This window comes from Mycoplasmopsis mustelae (genome assembly GCF_004365095.1).
GTDB classification, from domain to species: Bacteria; Bacillota_I; Bacilli_A; order Mycoplasmatales; family Metamycoplasmataceae; genus Mycoplasmopsis; species Mycoplasmopsis mustelae.
Window position 1 is genome coordinate 14,224 of sequence record NZ_SOCN01000004.1, and the last position, 20,040, is coordinate 34,263.

Consider the following 20,040-nt stretch of genomic DNA (forward strand, 5'->3'; position numbering starts at 1 on the left):
TCTTTCGAAATCAAACAAATCCCCCACACTTCGGTGCTTTCAAACAAAAGTTATTTTTAAATAAAATACAATAATTTTGTTGTCAAAAAAACATATTTTGAACACAAAGACAGTTAAAATTGCAAAATTGTACTTTCGTTGAAGAAGTGATAGGTAGCAATCTGTACCAAAAATTAATTTACCAATCTTTTGTTGTTCAATCAAATTTAATGAATATGTAATAGTAAGTGTTTTTAGTGTAGACCTTGAAATATTGTATCTTGAAATTCCTTGCGCTAATATAAGAATTTGATCTCTGAATTTTTTACTTCTTAATAAATAACCTAAATAATGTAAATCAAATGCTTCTAAATCAAACAATCTGTAGCCTACTGAAAAACTGTTTAAGTAAGTATTTTCTATATTTTTGTCTAATATCGAACTCATCGCAACCTCTTCAGGCGTTTCAGAAGATATAGTAAAGAAAATATCACCTTTATTAACTAAATTTTGTTTTTTGTCCTCTTTAATTTTCTTTAATTTACTTATATCTATAAATGTATTATTTAATATATTTAAATAATCAATGTAATAGAATTTTCCTATATTAAAATCATCTTTGGTTTTATTAGTTAAACTATTGTAAAAATCACCTAAGTTTCCCAAACTTCACCGCTTTCAAACTCTCGGCAAAACATGAGAAAAACAAATTTTTTTCATGTTTTCTCCATGTAGTTATATAAAAAACTTAGCACGATATGATATAATAAAAAGATTAAAAAATCATTAAATGAGGTGTTCTTATGCAAAAAAAAAATATATTATCTAGACGTAACAATCGTTTAAAAAATATCGCAGTAATTTATAAACGCGAATTACTAGAGATAGACTATGATATTGTAGAATTAACTAAGGAATTTAATTTAAATCAAGAGCAGATTGAACATCTTTTAATCGTTATTAAATGAGATAAATTTAATAAAACTATTTTATCAAAATTACTAAATGAAAATTGATCATTAGATCGTTTAAGCCCTTTAATTAAAGCTATTATTTTAAATGCTTGTGTAGAATTTTGAAATATTGAACCTAAAATCGTTATTAATGAAGCGATTGAAATTACTAAAGATTATTTTGGTAAACCAAACGAATTAATTTCCGGTAAATCTAATGATGAAAATTTATATCAATTTGTAAATGGAGTCTTAGAAAATTTTTATAAATTATTGATTAAATTTGAATCAGAAAGTAAAAATGTTAAATAATAACCTATTGCAATGGTTATATCAAAAAAATCTTAAAATTTTTACTTCTACTTTCGAAATATTTAAACATCTAAATTTAATTAGTAATATCAATCCGGTTTTTAAAGAACAAATAATTAATAATCTAGATGATTTAAAAAATGCTGTATATGAATTTTGTGTTCCTTTAAATAGTGATTATACTTCTTTGCTTACTAATTTTTATACATTCTTATTTTGTCACTTAATGATAAAAAAAAGAAGTCTTAATGAAATCAAAAAATCTTCTTATAAGTTTTTAATTAATGATTTAATTCTTTTTAATTCTTTCAAACGTACATTTTATTATGATTTTTTAGATGAATTTAAACAATTTCCTTGTTATAATGTGTTCTTAATTAAACTTTTAAAGAGAGTTTTGTAATGAAAAATCAATCCATCCGAAAACATTTTCCTATTTTAAAAGAAATTACATATTTTGATAGTGCTGCGTTAGTGTTAAAACCAAAAATTGCTGCTGATGCAATTTATGATTTTTATACTAAAACTTCAATATCTTCGAGAACCGCAGATACTCCATTAGGAAATTTGGTAAACCAAAAAATTGAAACAGTCCGCAAAAAAGTTGCAGATTTATTAGACGCTAAGAGTGAAGAAATTATTTTTACTAGTGGAACCACCGAAAGTATTAACTTATTCGTGAATATGTTGGCACAACTTTTAACACCAAATGATATTATTTTATTAGACACACATAATCATTCATCTAATATGATTCCTTGAATAGAAATTGCTAAAAAAACTCATAGTAAAATATTAATTAGCGACGATATTTTAAAAGACATTAATTTGCATAATAATATTAAGATTATAGCTTTTGCCCAAGAAAATAATACCTTTTATAAAAACTATGATTTAAATAAAATCAAAGATATCGCTACAGCAAAAAATATTTTAATTTTTAACGATGCTGCACAAGCTATTTGTCACCAAAAAGTTTCATTACAAATTTGCGATGTTATAGTCTTTAGCACCAATAAGTTTTATGGACCAACCGGAATGGGGGTTTTAGCAGTGCAAAAAACACTACTAAAACAACTAAAACCTGTAAAATTTGGTGGTGGAAGTGTAAATGAAATTAAAATTAACGGTGAATGAAGTTTAAAACAAACAATCGCTGCTTTTGAACCCGGAACACCAGATTTGGCTGGATTTTTTATGTTTGATAAAGCAATAGATTTTTTTAATTCTATTGGTTATCAAAAAACCAAATATATTCTTCAAAAACTTTCAATTTACCTACATCAAAGACTCTCTGAATTACCAAATATTACCATTGCAAGTAAGCCTGGTGATTACATTGCTTTAATTAATGTAAAAGGAATTAACGCACAAGACGTAGCTGGATATCTAGGTAAGAAAAATATTTATACAATTGCCGGAATTTTTTGTACTCCTTATCTTAGAAATATTGATTATGAATATTCGTATTTACGTATTTCATTGGGAATTTATAATAATTTTGAAGATATAGATAAATTAATTGATGCATTAGCAAATGGAGGTGATTTTTATGGATTTTAATCCAAACCAAGCGCGTGAAAGTATAATGTCACATTATATGCATCCACAAAACAAAGATTCAAACCTAAATGAATATCAAACTTTTTTTAGTACTAGTTGTTCTGATACTTTAAAAATTCAACTAACTTGAGAAGGCGAAGTTTTAAATGATGCAAAATTTGATGGAAATGGTTGTGCTCCATTTGTTGCCGCTACTGATATGTTTTTAAATTTGGTTAAAAATAAAACTAAAACTGAAATTAAAGAATTAGCTACTTTATTTAGCAATTTTGTTAAAGGTCAGCAATTAAACGAATCTGAATTACAAAAAATCAAAAATTTATGAGTTTTTTATAATATCAAAAGTCAACCTAATCGCATTAGTTGTAGTTTGCTAATTACACAAGTATTTGATGATGTTTAGACCATATATTTTTCATATTGATTTTGATTGTTATTTTGTTAGTGCAATTCGTGCTTTAAAACCTAATTTGAAAAACAAACCAATTGCAATCGCAAACAAACATCCTAACGCCGTAGCAATTTCTGTAAGTTATGATTTAAGAGACAAAGGAATCAGAGCAGGTTGAAAAGTTTCAAAAATTCTACAACTAGAACCTAAAACTATCATCGAACAGCCACGCTTTGATTTATACATCACTACATCGAACGCTATTTTTAGACATCTTAAAAAATATTATGCAAAGCAGTTTGAAATTGGTTCTATCGATGAATGTTATTTATTAATCCCAGAAAATATAGATAATGATGAAAAAGCAATGAATTACGCACAAAAAATCCAAACTGATGTATATCAGAATTTTAGCATCCCGATAACAATTGGTATTTCTAAAACAAAGTTTTATGCAAAAATGACAACCAACTATTTTAAACCTAACAAAATTGGTTTAACAAATGAAAGTAACTATCAAGAACGTTTTTTTAACTTAGATATCATAGAATACCACGGAATCGGAAAGCGTTTATCTGAGCGTTTTAAAGATATGCAAATTAACACTATCGGTGATTTATATCAACTTACTCCAGGCGATATTCGTCTAACTACAATTTTTCGGACAGCCGGAATTAAATTTTTACAACAATTAGATTTTTTTCAAAATAACGATACATTTCAAAGTACTTCTGATATCAAAGGGATAAGTCGCGATATTACTTTTCATAAAAAAGAAATAGATACCGACTTTATTACCAAAAACATTGAAATGCAAGCCGAAAAAGTTTCACAAAGTTTACAAAGAATTTATAAAGTAGGAAATTTAATATCCTTTGGAATTCGTACTTTTGAGCAAGGTTGAATTATCAAACATCAAAAAATAAGTGAACACATAGATAAGGCTACAGAAATTGCTAAAATTTGCATTCAAATGTATTATGATTATTTTATAAACCATAAAATAATTGGAATTAGTATTCGAATTTCAGAGTTAATTAATTCTTTCGAAAACTTTCGTAATTTAAGTATTTTACAACAAAATAAACCCAGTAAATCCAATTATGTAGTAGATCAAATTATCTATAAAGTGAATACTACTTTAAAACAAAAAAGTTTAAAAACTCTTGCTGATTATAATATTGATCGCATTAAAAAAAGAAGGGGACAGTCAGATCAAATCGAGGTCGGTGTCTTCAAGAGGTAAATTTATGAAAATAGGAATTTTTGGTGGTTCATTCAATCCCATCCACAAAGGACACATCAAGCTGGCTCGCTATGCAATTAAGTATCTACATTTAGATAAGTTATTATTAGTTCCCACTTATGTTTCACCTTTTAAAACTAAAACTAATTTAATCAAACCAATCCATAAAGTTGAAATGATTAAATTAGTTTTAGAAGAGAAAATGGAACTATGTGATTTTGAAATCAAGCAAAATAGTGTATCTTACACATTTCAAACCTTAAAGTATCTCAAACATAAATATCCTAATGATGAATTATTTTTATTAATCGGTAGTGATAATTTATCTAAGTTGCATAAATGAAAAAATATCGATTTAATCGCAGAACTAAGTCAGATCGTAATTTTTAAACGTGAAACTAAAATTAATAAAACCAATTTTAAAAAGTATCACTGTTTGCTTTTAGATAATCCAATCTTAAAGTATTCATCCACAGATTTTAAAAAAGGTAATTGCTCTCTAATTGATGATAGAGTTTTAAATTACATCCAAGCGCATGGATTATATTTAGAAAAGATTTTACATAATACTTTAAGTGCGCTGCGTGCTAAACACTCTGTTGCAACCGCTGAATTTGCGGTTCAATTAGCAAAAAAAAATAACTATTCAGCTAAAGATGCTTACATCGCTGGTTTGATGCATGACATTACCAAAGAATGAGATGTACAAAAATCCTTAGAGTTTATTAAGAAATATCAACCTGATTTTAATGAGAAAAATCCTGCTTTTTACCACCAAATTTGCGGCTATTTATGATTAAAATATCATTATAAACTTCAAAATAACGAAATCTTACAAGCCATTAGATATCACACCGAAATGCACGATAATATGTCAATGTTAGATAAAATTATCTTTGTAGCTGATAAGATTTGTCAGGGACGTAAATTTGAAGGAATACAAAAAATTCGTCAATTAGCGTTAGAAAATTTAGATCAAGGTTTTAAAGCAGTTGTTGAACGCACATATCAATGAAACAAAGCAAAAAAAGTAAATTTTAGTGATAAATCTGAAAAACTTTATCAAAAATATATCAATGAGGAATAATGCAAGCAATTCGATTACAAAAACTACTTTCGCAAGCCGGAGTTGCTTCACGTCGTGAAGCTGAAAAACTTATTAATGACGGGCACGTAAAAATCAATGGTAAGATAGCTAAAATCGGCGATAAAGCAACGTTTTCGGATTACATTTTAGTTAAAAATAAACCAATACAACAAGAAGAAAAAGTTTATTATGTTTTAAATAAACCTACTAAAACAGTTTCTACCTTCAAAGATAATTTTGATCGTACTACAGTAGTAGACTTATTAGATGTTCCGTATCGTGTTTTTCCGGTGGGGCGCTTAGATTATGATACAACCGGAGTTTTGATAATGACTAATGACGGGGATTTAACTAATAAACTATTACATCCTAAATATAAAATTCCTAGAGTATATCGTGCAAGATTAAATGAAAAATTAAAGTTTAAAGAACTAAAAACATTAAATTCAATTGTAAAAGTAAATGGTGTCAAAAGCGTGCAACAGGTAATACCAATTGGCGAAGACTCACCGAAATCTTACTTTGTTATTTTAACTCAAGGAACATACCATCATGTTAAGGAATTATTTTTAACAGTTAATAAAACAGTTATTAACCTGAAGCGTGTAGAATATGCTGGAATTACGGTTGAAAAAATGCGTTTAGGTGAATATCGTAAACTCACTTTAAAAGAAGTTAAAATGCTTAAAGATTTAGTCAAAAACCAGGAAAAAGTTCTTTTAGAAAAAAAACAAATAAACTAGATATCATTCAAAAGTAGTATATCAAAAATAGGGATTCTATTTTTGATATACAACCCATATGTTTAAAAACAGAATTAAACACTTAAATATTAAAAAATGCATACTATATTTATAAAAAGTATAAAATTTAATTATTTAATAAACTTACAAAATATAGTTTTGCAGTTTTATAGTATTAGGTTTTTCAGAATTTAATATTTTATGTACTATCTTTAATCGGAAATTTAATAACTTGCAGTACTACTATCTTACTTTGCTTCATTTATTTTTAATTTAAAAATATTAAAAGGTAGAAATAATTTTAAAGAACTAATTATTTTTAAAAATAACTAAAACTAAGAATTTATAATACTAAAAATTACATTTATTAACTTTAATCTTTCGAAAAAAAATATATAATTTAATAAATTTTAATTTATTAAATTGGAGATTTTATGTCAATAGATAAAGAAAATAAACCTTTTAATTCAGATTTACAAGATAACAAAAATCATGAAACTAATCAAGAATATGAATATGAAGAAGACAACAAAATAGTGTTTCGTAAAAAACAAGAACAGATTGTAGATGAAGAAGAGGAAGAAGTTCCACAAAATAACGATGAATATCGGGTACAATCACAAATTATTAGTGAAGAAACTAATGGGTTACATCCAGTTTTATTAGATGATGAAATGAAAACATCGTTTTTAGAATATGCAATGAGTGTGATTGTTTCTCGCGCCTTACCTGACGTAAGAGATGGTTTAAAACCCGTGCATCGTAGAATTCTTTATGATATGTCTGAACTAGGTATCACACCAGGTTCACAACACCGTAAATCAGCACGTATAGTTGGGGATGTTTTAGGAAAATATCACCCACACGGTGATAGCTCGGTTTATGAAGCAATGGTACGTATGGCACAAGATTTTTCAATGCGTTATCCACTAGTTGATGGACACGGAAATTTTGGGTCAATTGATGGCGATCAAGCTGCTGCGATGCGTTATACTGAAGCAAGAATGTCAAAATTATCAGTAGAAATGTTAGAGGGAATCAAAAAAGAAACTGTTGATTTTGTTGATAACTATGATGCAAGTGAAAAAGAACCATCAGTTTTACCATCTAGATTTCCAAACTTACTAGTTTCGGGTTCTTCAGGGATTGCTGTTGGTATGGCAACTGAAATTCCACCACACAACATTTCAGAAACCATTGATGCAACAATTGCATTAGCTAAAAACCCTAAAATAACAGTTAGAGAATTGATGCAATATATAAAAGGACCAGATTTTCCTACAGGAGCAATTATTTTAGGAACCAAAGGAATTGCTGATGCATATGAAACTGGGCGCGGAAGTATTATTGTGCGTTCTAAAACTCATGTGATTGAAAAAAATAATGGTAAATCACAAATTATCGTAACCGAAATTCCCTATGCCATAAAAAAAACAACTCTAATCCAAAAAATAGTGGATTACCACAAAAGCAAAGAAATCGAAGGAATCGCTGATTTGCGCGATGAGTCTAATCGTGAAGGGATTCGGATTGTTATTGACATAAAACGTGGGTATAATCCACACATTATCTTAAATAAACTATTTCAAAAAACATATCTTCAAACCACATATAGTGCCAACATCGTTGCATTAGTCAATGGTGAACCTAAACTTCTAAATTTAAAAGCAGTTTTAGATGAATATCTTAAACATCAAAAAAACGTTGTTATTAGACGACTTAATTTTGATTTAAAACGCGCCGAAGAACGCGCTCATATCTTAGAAGGACTTAAAATTGCAATCGCTAACATTGATGAAGTAATTCAAATTATTAAGGCTTCTAAAACAGATATAATCGCACAAGAAAAATTAGCACAACGTTTTGAACTAACCGAGCGTCAAACTAAAGCGATTTTAGATATGAACTTACGTCGTTTAACTAGCTTAAACATCGAAAAGATGCAAGAAGAATTGCAAGGTTTATTAGCAGAAATTATTAACTACAAAGCAATATTAGCTGATGAAAACAAATTAATTGATTTAATTATCACCGAACTACAAGAAATTAAACAAAAATTTGGTGATAGCAGACGTACCAAGATTGATTTTGCTGCAGTTGGTAAAATTAGCGAAGAAGATTTAATTCCACAAAACGATATCGTTATTACCACTTCAGTTAAAGGTTATGTAAAACGTATTAATTTAGAAGAATACAACGTGCAAAAACGTGGTGGCGTTGGTTCGATTAGTATGCGTACTTATCAAGATGACGATATTGCAATGATTTTACAAACCAAAACACACACCGATTTATTACTATTTTCTAACTTTGGAAAAGCTTATAGATTACGTGGGCATCAAATTCCTGAAGGTTCTAAACAAAGTAAAGGAGTTCCTTTTATTAATGTTTTAGAAACCTTAGATGTCAATAATGGAGAAAAAATTATTTCAATTATTAGTGTAGATGATTATAAGGAAAACGAATATTTAGCGACTGTAACTAAACAAGGAATTTTTAAAAAATCTAGTTTAACATTATTTAAAAACGTACGCCGTAGCGGCCTAAAAGCCTTTAAACTTAACGAAGGCGATGAATTAGTTCGTGCTTTTATCGCGGCCGATGAAGATCATATTTTGGTTGCAAATAACTACCGTCATATTGCTTTATTTAAAATTGATGATGTGCGTGCTTTAGGTCGTAATTCGCTCGGGGTTAAAGCGATAAAATTAGATGCAAACCAACAAGTTATTTCCGCTTCTTCAAACCGTGATGGCAAATACATTTTATCATTAGGTTCAAAAGGGTTCGGAAAATTAACCGATCAAAACGAATACCGCATCACAAAACGTGGTGCAAAAGGAATTGCGGGAATTAACCCTGAAAAAGCTGGAAACTTAGTCTTTGCGCGCTTTGTACAAGAAGATGATGAATTACTTGTAATTACATCAGCTGGAGTAACTATACGTATTTCAATTAACGAAATTTCTGAAAGCTCACGCACTACTAAAGGTGTTAAAATTATTAATTTAAAAGACGGAGATGAAATTGTTGCTGTAGATGTAATCAAGGCAAAATAGGAAAATATGGAAGAAAAAAAACCTAAATCATTGTGAAAAGAAACCTTTAGCGAAGCTGGAAAATTCTTTAAAAAAGGAAATATGATTTTCTTAGCTATTGGTTTTATAACCGGTTCGGTCTTTAGTGCATTAGTATCTTCATTAGCAAATGACGTTATTTTGTCAGCTATAATTCAAAACATTTTGGGTGATAAATTTAAAGATCTAAACGACTTGAGTTGACGTGGAATTAAATACGGAAAATTTTTAGGAACCTTAATTAACTTTATCGTAGTTACCTTAGTAATCTTTATCAGTTTATATATCTTTTATTTTGTTCGCTTGTATCTTAAAAAACGACGTTTAAAAAAACATCCGCCCGAAATCAAAATAGAAGAACCACCAAAACCAACAACAGACGAATTAATTTTAGAACAACTGAAATTAATGAACTCAAAAATTCCGGATACTTATAAACAACAAAACAATCCACATATAGATGAAAACAAAAAGCAGGAATAACCTGCTTTTATTGATCTCTACTTTGCGCATTCATTCACAATTGATAATATTGACCCTGAAACTCTAATAGCTCTTGATGATTACCTGCTTCGATGATTTTACCATCATTGATTACTAAAATCAAATCAGCATTTTTGATTGTACTTAAACGATGCGCAATAATAAATGTTGTGCGGTTAGCTATCACTTTATCCATCGCTTTTTGGATTTGATATTCGGTAATGGTATCAATATTAGAAGTGGCTTCATCAAAAATTAAAATAGGCGGATTTTTATATGTGGCACGAGCAATTGTAATAAGTTGTTTTTGGCCCTGTGAAAGTTTATTTCCACGATCTGCTAAATGTGTTTTTTCTTTTTCGGATAGCTTATTTATATGTTCTTGTAAGTTTGAAATATAAATTGATGAGTTTAATAATTCAATATTAAGTTCTTCGTTATCACCGTAAGAAATATTATTTGCAATCGTATCAGTAAATAAGGTTGCATCTTGTAAAATTATTCCTATAATTTTACGTAGTGAACTTTTTTCTATATCTTGAATATCGATCCCGTCGATACTAATTTGACCACTACTAGGTTCATAAAATCTAATCAATAAACTTGTAATAGTAGTTTTTCCGGCTCCGGTTGGACCAACTAAAGCAACTTTTTGACCTTTATGTGTTGAAAATGAAATATTTTTTAGGGTCGCTTTTTGATTATATGCAAAAGACACATCATCAAAAACGATATTACCTACAACTTCTTTATATTTAACAATTCAGTCACTTGAATCACTAAATTTATATACTCAAATTGCATCTGTATTTTTGGGATCACTTATTTCGTAATATTGCTCATTTTGCTTAATTACTTTTACACATTTAATTTTTCCACGATCTACTTCGGGTTGCGCTGTAAAAATATCAAAAACACGCTTTCCGCCCGCTAAGGCAATAATTATCGAATTAGCAACATCCATGATTGAAGAAACCGGGCCCGAAAAACTTTTTGCAAATTGTGTAAAGGAAATCAAAATACCGATACTTAATCCTAATCCCGCCCCATTGCCACGTACTAATAAAATAGCACCAAAAATAGCAACAATAATATATCCTACATTTCCCATTCATATAGAAAATGGAAACAATAAATCAGAATAACCGCGCGATTTGATTTCACCTTTATATAAACTTTCACTAAATTTTTGATAGTTTGAAAAAATTTGATTTTCTTGACTAAAAATTTTGATGGTACGTAAATTACCAACCACTTCTTCGGTAAAACCCGATAATGCACCATTACTTTTTTGGCGATATGCAAACCCTTTTTTAGATTGTTTAGCAATTAAAAATGAAAAGAGCAAAATCAATAACATTACAAAAATCATGATCAAAGCTAAAATTCAATCTAAACTAAACATTACAATAACCGAAACCAATAAAGTAATAAAGGTATCTATAACCCGCGGTAATGAATTAGAAATAAAATCTCGCAACGCTTCAATGTCTGAACTAAAGCGTGCCATTAAATCACCTTTAGCATTTGAATCAAAAAAACTAATCGGTAGACTTTGAATATGTTTATATAAATCGCTTCGCATGATTGACAAAATATTATTTGTAGCTTTTATTAACAATCTTTTTCAAATAAAACCCGCTAAAACAGTTACAAAAAACCAAAGTGCAGATAAACCAACTATTAAATAAAACTTATAAAAATTAAATTTTGCTGCTTCTTGCGCGCTTGGATTTTTAGAAAATTCAACTAAAAATCCATCAATAATAATTTTCCCAATAAAAACTTGATTATATAATAAACCACCGCTGCCAATAACAATCAAAACCAACGAAATCATCCAAATATATTTATGATGTTTTCAAATGATTCTAATAATGTTTTTAAGTGTTGAAATTTTCTGTTTATTAGAGAGTTTATAATCTTGCTTATTAAATAAAGATTCATTAGCATTATTAGTTTTCATCCAAACCTCCTAATGAGCTCTGAATTTGATATAACTCTGCATAATATTTACTATTATGTAATAACTGTTGATGAGTTCCTGAGGCAATAATTTTTCCGTTATCTAAAATAATTATATTATCGCAATGGCGAACAAAATTGATTTTTTGTGAAACTATCAATGTAGTAACATTTGAAAGCGAATTTAACGCATCTTGGATTGATTTTTCGGTTTTTGTATCCAAGGCACTAGTAGCATCATCTAATAATAAAATTTTAGGTTTTTTTAATAGCGCTCTAGCAATACAAAAACGTTGTTTTTGTCCACCAGATAAATTTTCACCACCTTGTTCTATGTGATAATCTAATTGATTCGGTTGATTCGCAACGAAATCTCAAATACAAGCTTGTTTTAAAACTATGATAATTTCATCATCGCTTGCTTGTGGGTTTCCTCATTTCATATTATCGCGAATACTACCACTAAAAAGCGCTGTATTTTGAAATACTGCAGAAATTGCTGCACGTAGATTGCTAAATTGATAATTACGAACATCAATGTCATCAATAAAAATTTGGCCATCAGAGACATCGTAAAAGCGTGGAATTAAGTTTAGTAAACTACTTTTTCCTGATGAAGTAGAACCAATAATACCCAAAGATTTACCTGCTTGAATTGATAAATTAATATTTTCTAAAGAATTAAAATCATTTGATTTATATTTTAAAACAACGTTTTTAAATTCTATATTTCCGGTAATTTCTTTTGCTATAGCATTGGGTTTTTGTATGATGCTAATTTGGTGATCTATAATTTCTTTATATCTTTTGGCGCTTGGTATTGAGCGAAAAAGTTCACCAGAAATGTTTAAAATTCCCATAAAAGAACCGGTAATCATTCAAATATATGTAGAAAAAGCAGTAATTGTACCAATTTCTATTTCTTGTTTTAAAACCATTGGTATTCCAATTAAAACTAAAGTAATCACTGACATAAAAATTGTATTCATAATGACAATGTGATATCATGTAAAAATTTTCTCACCTTTAATTGAGATATCTCGCATTTCTAAGTTAATTTGATCATGTTTGACTTGCTCTTGTTCCTCAGTTACATAAGATTTTATTACACGCATTGAATTTAGATTTTCTTGTAATTTTGAATTATATTCATCAGTCTTTTTAAATGTTTTTGAAAAAATTGGAATTCCATATTTTCACATAATTACAAAGAAAATTAATAATAAAGGTAAAGTAATTGCAAAAATAATAGACAAAGTTCCGGATTGTTGCGCGGCAAAAACAATACTTGCAACAAACATAATTGGTAATCTAAAAAGTGGGCGCCCAATAATTCCGTAAAGTTTAACAATGTTATCAACATCGCTACTTAAACGATTTACTATAACCCCCGTCGAAAATTTATCTAAATCTTCAAATGAAAAGGTTTGAACTTTTGCAAATAGTACATATCTCAAATTCTTTGCATAACGATAGCGCGCGACGACATTTAAATATGCTGCCAAAAGTGTAAAAATACCCGTCAATACTCCAAACACTATTAAGTAAATACTATACTTCACAATTGCTTGATATTTGATATCGTAACTTAACGATGTTTTATTTATGGTATCTAAGATGTTTTTAACAAACAAAGGCATATAAGTTTCTAAAATAATACTCACAATATTTAGGATAATTGTTGTTAAAAACAATCATCTAGTTCCATAAGAGATAGAAAACAAGGTTATTTTTTTATTTTTTGATATAACCTTGTTTTCTATAACATCATATTTGAAATTAATGTTTGTTTTCATTATTTTCCTAATATGGTTTCTAAAGTTTTAGTGAATTGGTCTACTGAATCTAAGTATTCAGAATCTAAAGGTTGTTCTGAATTTACATCTAATTCTTCATCTGATGCATCCGATAAAATTCAACCATTCAAATCATCTAAGGTATCTTTTGTAGTCGTAGGATTGATTTCAGGATTATCTAAAACTTCTGCAGCATTACTATCAAACATTTTTTGTGATTGTGGACTAAGATCAATATTAATTGCTTTTCAAAAATTATTTTCTTCTTCCAAAATTTCGCTACTATCTTGTTTTGGAACAATAATAGGTGTTAGATTAGATAATTCTTCGCTTACAGCCTCAGGATCATTACCAATAACAGCAACTTTTGGTTCTGAATTCTCGTTTTGTGGAATTTGTGTATTAGTTTGCATAACTGATTGTAAATCTTCGTTATAAACTTTATTCAGATTACTAATAAATGTCATATTACTATGAGTTTTTTTAACAAATTCTTCTTGAATACTTTCTTGATAATTACTTTCAAAATCACTATTAGCAGTCGAGATTTTATCATAAGCATCCGGAGCATCTAATTCTGTTGTTGAAATAAAGATATTAGTTTTATTAATTAAATATGTATTGGTTGGTTGATAATCATCTTTATTGTTAGTTGTAGTTTCAGAATTAAATCATAAAGTAATAATATTTTGTAGTTCAATTCAATTAAGTGGAGTAACTACGATAACATCATATTTTTTAGCTTTTAAAAAACGATATTTATCACGCTTGATTGCATAATTTTCTAAATCACTTGTCCCATAATCTAAGGTATCAAATAAAATGCATTTATATGGTTTTTGATTTTTAGTAATAACAAGATCAATATCAAATGAACCAATATTATATTTTTTAAATAATTCATAACTTGGTTTATGTTTAATTGCTTCTTGAAGTTCGCTAGAGACTAATTCTTTAAATCATGTGGTATTACTTTGGTTTTCTGAATGATTATTTTTCTTTTCTATGAATACTTTTTTATGTAATTCTCTGCGTTGTTCGTCATCTAATTCTAAAAAACTAAGTCATTTTTTAAATAACATTAAATCTTCTGTTGAGTTTGGTTGAATTTGTACTTCTGAAGCCTTAATAGTTTTAATCACTATCATCTTTTCTTTTGCACGACTAATGGCAACATTTAAAGCATTTTTACCACCACTACGAGATACATATGCAAAATTTAGTTTAGTATTTTTGTCATAAGCAACTGTTGCAACCACTAAATCAGCTTCATCACCTTGGATATTTTCTATATTACGAATGAGTAGTTTTTTAGTATAAATTGCTTGTTCTAGTCCTGGGTGTTGACTATAAATTAAATTAGTTAAATAATCACTTTGTTTTGCATTAAAAGCTAATAAAATGATTTTTTTGTAATTATCAATGTTTTTTAATAAAACATCAATAGCTTTTTCTGCTTCTGCTTTATTATGATTATTTTCTCAAACCCCATCGACTTGATGCACTTCAATTGGTTGATTTTCTATTGCATCAGCATTATCTATAACATCTAAAGATGAATTATAAAAGTACTTAGATGAAAAAGTCATTAATGACGCATGATTTGCACGATAATTCTTATCTAAAATAATTTGATATACACCTAATGAAATAGCATAATCTAATAACGATTCAACTTTACCAAAGATTGTATCATCGGTATTTCTAGTACCAAATCAATTGCTAGGTCTCATTTGTTCGCGATCACCTGCTAAAATTTTAGTTTTGGCTAAATATAAAATAGGTAACCCTTTTTCAATAAAAATTTGACTAGATTCATCTAAAATTGCATAATCAAATTCTTCTTTATTTCAAGCAGATAAATCAGTATCAGGTGTAGCGATAATTACAGGATAAATCAACTTAATCATTTCAGCATATTTTTTAACAAAGCGATATGGTTCTAAGTTTTGAATTCTAACGCTTTGTGAAAATTCTGAATACATTTGCTTTTGTTGTGGTGTAAATTTATTTATACGCTCAAACATTCGCTCAATGATAACTTGTTTAATTACTTCACTATCCGTTATTTCTTGATTAAGATCTACATTATGATTTTGTAACATATTTTGTGAATATTGAAAATTAGATTCGCCTGTAGTTTGCTTAGCCTGATTAAATAAAGAAACTAATTTATATAAACTTCCGTTAAAATGATTGTACTCTTTTTCAATTTGTTTAGAAATTTTGCAAATAGTTCAGTATTTTTTTAAAAAAGGTAGATATCTAAGATTATTTTCTTTTAAAATCGCTTTAGCAACTTTTTCGGGCTCTAACTGTGAAGAGGGATAGGATATATCTGGCAGACTAAAAATAAATTCAGCATCTTTTTGTATATCTACATTAGCTTTGTGTTTAAAAAGATAGTAATATGCATTTAGAAAATCTTTTGCATAAGATGTATCTAAATAATTATTAACTGCTCTAACGTATTTTAATTCGTTTTCTTTTAAAACCGGAGTCATTTTAATTTGTTCTATTTTGTCAAAGTTTTCTAATAAATCCAAATACTCACGAATCGGTTGATAAAAACTTTTCTTTTTTACATTTTTATAACTAAGCAAGAATAAACAAAAATGACTTAAAGAGCCTAAACGTTCTTTAATAACATCTAAAGCTGCTTTCTTTTGCGAAGCGACTATTACCGTGTATCCATAAATTAAAATATTAGTAATTAAATTAACTATTGTTTGTGATTTTCCGGTTCCAGGTGGACCTCAAATTACGGTATTTTGATTTAAAGATGAAATAATTGCTTTATCTTGCGAAAAATTAGATTTAGTTACATTAAATAAGCCAATATCTGTTCTAAAAATAGATTCTTGAATTTTATTTTTATAAACGTTTTTATTAAATTCTACTTCTAAAATAGATTCCATCTCATTATTGTTGATGATTTCTTTCATCCTATTTCTTGAATATCCACCCCAAGGCTGAAAAATACCTAAAACGGTTCCTGGATGAAAAGTAATATTTTCATTGTTTATATCATTTGGTTTTAATGAATGAAATTTATCAAAAACTTGTGTTGGTAAGGTAAATAAGTTTTCTCAATCAATTTTAAGTTGTTTAATTAATTTTTGAATTTCAAAGTTTTTAAAATTATCATTGAGATGGATGTTAAATCCAGAATTATTTAAAAAGAATAAAACTTTTTCATTTAATTTTACATCACCATCGCTGGATAAATAAGGTATAGCATTTTTAAATCTAATTTCTGCTTCTTTAAAAAATAATGGTGCATAAATTGTTTTATCTTCCTTGCGTAAGGATACAAATAAAAATCCAATATGTAAAGGCCAAGTATTGGTTTCATCCAAAATATTAGTCACTTTATTATCTAAAATTTTTCATCTTAATACAGATTTTTGCTGTATGTGCTCTAAAAAATTAATTATTTTTTGTTTTTCTGTTTGAAAATCACCATTAAAATTAATTCTCGAAACTTTATAGTAAGGATTGGTTTCAGTATCTAAAATTTCACGTAATCTTGAAAAATTAAAGCAATTTTTAAGATTTTCAATAATATTAATTAAGTTTCCATCTAATAAACTTACTTCAAATTTTTCGTTATAAACTATTTTTTTAAAGTCATCAAACCTTAATAATGTATAAAGATCAATAAAATTATCATTTACACGCGTGAAAATCGATGAATCATTAGGTGAAATATCTAATAAATTGTCTAAAATTACCTGATATTTATTATTTATCATAAAACTCCTTATTTTAATTTTGCCAATTCTGCCGCAACTGCAGATGTATATTCTCCAAAAGTAATTGAAATAGAGTTAGATTTTAAAAAAATTCCGCTAACACCTTTTAGTTTTTTGATAACTTCCACATTTACCTTCCTTGCATCTCTTATAAAAATATTAATTCGGTAGTGTTTACTTTCAAAAGATTCAATATTATCCTTAGGAAGCGCATTAATTAATGTCTCTATTTTAAAAGGAATATTGTGGATTTGAAATAAGGTATCTTTTTGGTGTTGATTACTAATTTTCTTTCATTTAAGTCATATTAAACCAAAAGTTAGAATTGTTAAAATAATCATTTTAAAAGTTCATTTTTTCATATCTATTAATTTTACAACATTTAATAAAAAATGAGCGTCTATTCATATTTGGTGATAGTATAAGCAATGTTTTAAATTATTTTTTTATAAATATACAAAGAAAAACTTTTTCTAGTACACTATAACAGAAAAAGTTTTATTTATTAAATTTTTGAGCGATTAAAAAATTAATCTTTTTACCTTTCTGTGATCATTTAATTTCGTAGTCGGTTGGTATGTTATTGTTATTATATTCGCTATTGTGTAAATCTTTAGTTTGATAAAAAATTTTTCAACCGTTCGTGCTTAATGATTGTAAGGAAAATTCAAACAATTTGTCATTATCAGTTTTAAAATATAACTTACCTTTATTAGATAAAATTTCTCTATATAAATTAAGAAACGTTTTATAAGTTAAACGTCGTTTTTCGTGTGCGTTTTTAGGTCAAGGATCAGAAAACGTTAATCAAATACAATCGCTTTGATTTTTGAAGATTTCTTTTAATTCCTTAGCATCCTTAGTAATGATAAACAAGTTTTGAAGTTTTAGTTTTTCTATTTTCTTTAGAATTTTTAGTGCAACTGTTTGATATTTTTCAAGTGCATAAAAAGTAGTATCAGGATTTAAAAGTGCCATTTGACTTATCATTTCCCCTTTACCGGCACCAATTTCAATAATATCACTTAAATTAAGGTTAATTGGAAATTTTTGAATATAAAACTTTGATTTTTCTAGTTTTTCTTGCGCTGTATTGTCAAATCTTAATCTCATAGGTATATATTATAAAAGAAATTATATTAAGTGTTTTAGTCAAGAAAAGAAAAAGTTTTCAAAAAAGTTATATTCTTTATTTAAAGTAGGATGACTTTGCAAATCAATACAAAATCTATCGTATTCTTTGAAAATATTAACTATTTGCATAACATCTCTACCATAAATAATATCCATTGTTTCATATTGCGAATTCATACTACGACTATCAAAATTATTAGTTCCTGCTCATGCGATTTGGTCGTCTATCACCCCAATTTTAGAGTGTAAAAAATGTCCTTGATAAATTTGAACTTTTAAACCATGCTGCATTAGCTTTTTTAGTTGTCATATTCCAATTTGATGCACTATTTTTTTATCCGGTAAACCAGGAAAATAAACAATAACTTCAACACCCGATCTTAAAGCAACTATAATTTCACGATATAAGGCATCAGAAGCAGAAAAATAAGGTGATGCAATTTTGATGGAACGCTTTGCTTGCGAAAGTAATTTAATTCAAGTAAATTCAGATTGCGAATGTGGAAAACTTGGTGATTCTGATACTAAAACTGAATGATTTTTATGTTGATGTCCTGTATGTTGAAAATTAAGTAAATGTTGTTTGATATCTAAATCTTCATTAGAAAAAATTTTTCATAATTTCAAAAAATGTAGGTTATAAACATTCACATATTCACCAGTAATTTTATAATTTACATCTATTCAGTGTCCATATTTTTTTGACATTGATGCATATTCATCAGAAATATTGTTACCACCTGAAAATACCACTTCTGAATCAATGATCAAGAATTTTTGATGGTTACGATTAAAACTAGAAGCATTTATAAAAGGATAATAAATTTTACCAATATAAGAGATTTTAATTCCCAATTTTTGCAATTTTTTTATTTCTTTTTTTTGAGAATAATATGCTCCAAAATAATCTACTAATCATTTAATTTCTACACCTTCAAAATGTTTTTGTCTCAATAAGTGTAATAGTTCGGTTGAAATCTCACTATTTTTAATAATATAAGAAATGATATAAATACTTTTTTTTGCTTTTTTAATATCTTTAAAAAGTTTTTGATAAAAGCGATAGCCATCGGTGATAAATTCATAATCAGAATTCATCGACGTTGTATCGTTAATTTTACTAATTGCATTTAACGCTTCACTATAGCAATCTTCAGAATGTAAATATCCATCTTTTTGGTATGTCTGAATTTTAAATTTAGCATCATCTTTGATTTTAATTTCATTTTTATTTCGCGAAATTCAACCAAACCCAAAAAATAAAGCATGTCCAATAATCGGAAATAAAATTATGATATACAATCAACCTAATTTTGCCTCAAAATTACGACGTTGCAATCCAATAAAAAACACAAAAAAGGTATTAACAAAATAAGCAATAAACAAGAATAAATAAATATATTCTATATTTATTATAAATAACAAACTTGCAATACCACCAAATAAAGCTAAGAAAAAGATAAATTGAATAATAAAAATTATTGCACGTTTAGAAATAAAAGATTTTTTCATAGTTAATTAAGAAAGCGCAATATTTAAAATATTGCGCATTTTTA

At 27.6% G+C, this 20,040-nt stretch carries 15 protein-coding genes and 1 pseudogene; 9 read left to right on the forward strand and 7 right to left on the reverse strand.

What is annotated here, in order from left to right; translation table 4 throughout:
• Positions 1–699 (reverse strand): annotated as a pseudogene (locus BCF59_RS03215) (hypothetical protein); the annotation flags it as partial.
• An 83-nt stretch (positions 700–782) separates the two neighbouring features.
• Between BCF59_RS03215 and BCF59_RS03220 the strand changes: the two are divergent.
• The 9 genes from BCF59_RS03220 to BCF59_RS03260 all read left to right on the forward strand — a co-directional run bounded on the left by BCF59_RS03220 (position 783) and on the right by BCF59_RS03260 (position 9,834).
• Positions 783–1,244, forward strand: a complete 462-nt coding sequence (locus tag BCF59_RS03220) for a transcription antitermination factor NusB (RefSeq protein ID WP_134111184.1) — start codon at positions 783–785, stop codon at positions 1,242–1,244.
• Positions 1,234–1,647: a hypothetical protein gene (locus BCF59_RS03225; RefSeq protein ID WP_134111186.1), complete on the forward strand. Its 414-nt coding sequence runs from the start codon at positions 1,234–1,236 to the stop codon at positions 1,645–1,647. The genes BCF59_RS03220 and BCF59_RS03225 overlap by 11 nt, the downstream gene beginning before the upstream one ends.
• Positions 1,647–2,807, forward strand: a complete 1,161-nt coding sequence (locus BCF59_RS03230; protein ID WP_134111188.1) for an aminotransferase class V-fold PLP-dependent enzyme — start codon at positions 1,647–1,649, stop codon at positions 2,805–2,807. Before BCF59_RS03225 ends, BCF59_RS03230 begins: the two co-directional genes overlap by 1 nt.
• Positions 2,797–3,210 carry an iron-sulfur cluster assembly scaffold protein gene (locus BCF59_RS03235; protein WP_166666802.1) on the forward strand — a complete coding sequence of 138 codons (414 nt, stop codon included), beginning with the start codon at positions 2,797–2,799 and terminating at the stop codon, positions 3,208–3,210. The genes BCF59_RS03230 and BCF59_RS03235 overlap by 11 nt, the downstream gene beginning before the upstream one ends.
• Positions 3,203–4,444: a Y-family DNA polymerase gene (locus BCF59_RS03240; RefSeq protein ID WP_166666803.1), complete on the forward strand. Its 1,242-nt coding sequence runs from the start codon at positions 3,203–3,205 to the stop codon at positions 4,442–4,444. The genes BCF59_RS03235 and BCF59_RS03240 overlap by 8 nt, the downstream gene beginning before the upstream one ends.
• Before the next feature lie 4 nt (positions 4,445–4,448).
• Positions 4,449–5,531, forward strand: coding sequence for a nicotinate-nucleotide adenylyltransferase (locus BCF59_RS03245; protein WP_134111194.1), 1,083 nt, complete (start codon positions 4,449–4,451; stop codon positions 5,529–5,531).
• The gene (locus tag BCF59_RS03250) at positions 5,531–6,274 is read left to right on the forward strand and encodes a pseudouridine synthase (protein ID WP_134111196.1); all 744 of its coding nucleotides are present in this window, start codon (positions 5,531–5,533) and stop codon (positions 6,272–6,274) included. Before BCF59_RS03245 ends, BCF59_RS03250 begins: the two co-directional genes overlap by 1 nt.
• Before the next feature lie 434 nt (positions 6,275–6,708).
• Entirely contained in the window at positions 6,709–9,333 is a 2,625-nt protein-coding gene (gene gyrA, locus BCF59_RS03255; RefSeq protein WP_134111199.1) for a DNA gyrase subunit A, read from the forward strand.
• 6 nt (positions 9,334–9,339) lie between these two features.
• A complete protein-coding gene (locus tag BCF59_RS03260) occupies positions 9,340–9,834 on the forward strand; it encodes a large conductance mechanosensitive channel protein MscL (protein WP_234851426.1) in 495 nt (164 codons plus the stop codon).
• A 7-nt stretch (positions 9,835–9,841) separates the two neighbouring features.
• On the opposite strand, the gene BCF59_RS03265 is transcribed toward BCF59_RS03260, so the two are convergent.
• The 6 genes from BCF59_RS03265 to BCF59_RS03290 form a co-directional block, all read right to left on the reverse strand.
• Positions 9,842–11,800: an ABC transporter ATP-binding protein gene (locus BCF59_RS03265; RefSeq protein WP_134111201.1), complete on the reverse strand. Its 1,959-nt coding sequence runs from the start codon at positions 11,798–11,800 to the stop codon at positions 9,842–9,844.
• Positions 11,790–13,595, reverse strand: a complete 1,806-nt coding sequence (locus BCF59_RS03270) for an ABC transporter ATP-binding protein (RefSeq protein WP_134111203.1) — start codon at positions 13,593–13,595, stop codon at positions 11,790–11,792. The genes BCF59_RS03265 and BCF59_RS03270 overlap by 11 nt, the downstream gene beginning before the upstream one ends.
• On the reverse strand, positions 13,595–17,350 hold the full coding sequence (locus BCF59_RS03275) for a DEAD/DEAH box helicase (protein WP_134111204.1): 3,756 nt from the start codon (positions 17,348–17,350) through the stop codon (positions 13,595–13,597). Before BCF59_RS03275 ends, BCF59_RS03270 begins: the two co-directional genes overlap by 1 nt.
• An 8-nt stretch (positions 17,351–17,358) precedes the next feature.
• Complete coding sequence (locus BCF59_RS03280; protein ID WP_234851427.1) at positions 17,359–17,691, reverse strand: PTS glucose transporter subunit IIB; 333 nt, start codon at positions 17,689–17,691, stop codon at positions 17,359–17,361.
• 157 nt (positions 17,692–17,848) lie between these two features.
• Positions 17,849–18,463 carry a tRNA (guanosine(46)-N7)-methyltransferase TrmB gene (gene trmB / locus BCF59_RS03285; RefSeq protein ID WP_134111208.1) on the reverse strand — a complete coding sequence of 205 codons (615 nt, stop codon included), beginning with the start codon at positions 18,461–18,463 and terminating at the stop codon, positions 17,849–17,851.
• A gap of 21 nt (positions 18,464–18,484) precedes the next feature.
• On the reverse strand, positions 18,485–19,996 hold the full coding sequence (locus BCF59_RS03290; protein ID WP_134111210.1) for a phospholipase D-like domain-containing protein: 1,512 nt from the start codon (positions 19,994–19,996) through the stop codon (positions 18,485–18,487).
• Positions 19,997–20,040 lie beyond the last annotated feature (44 nt).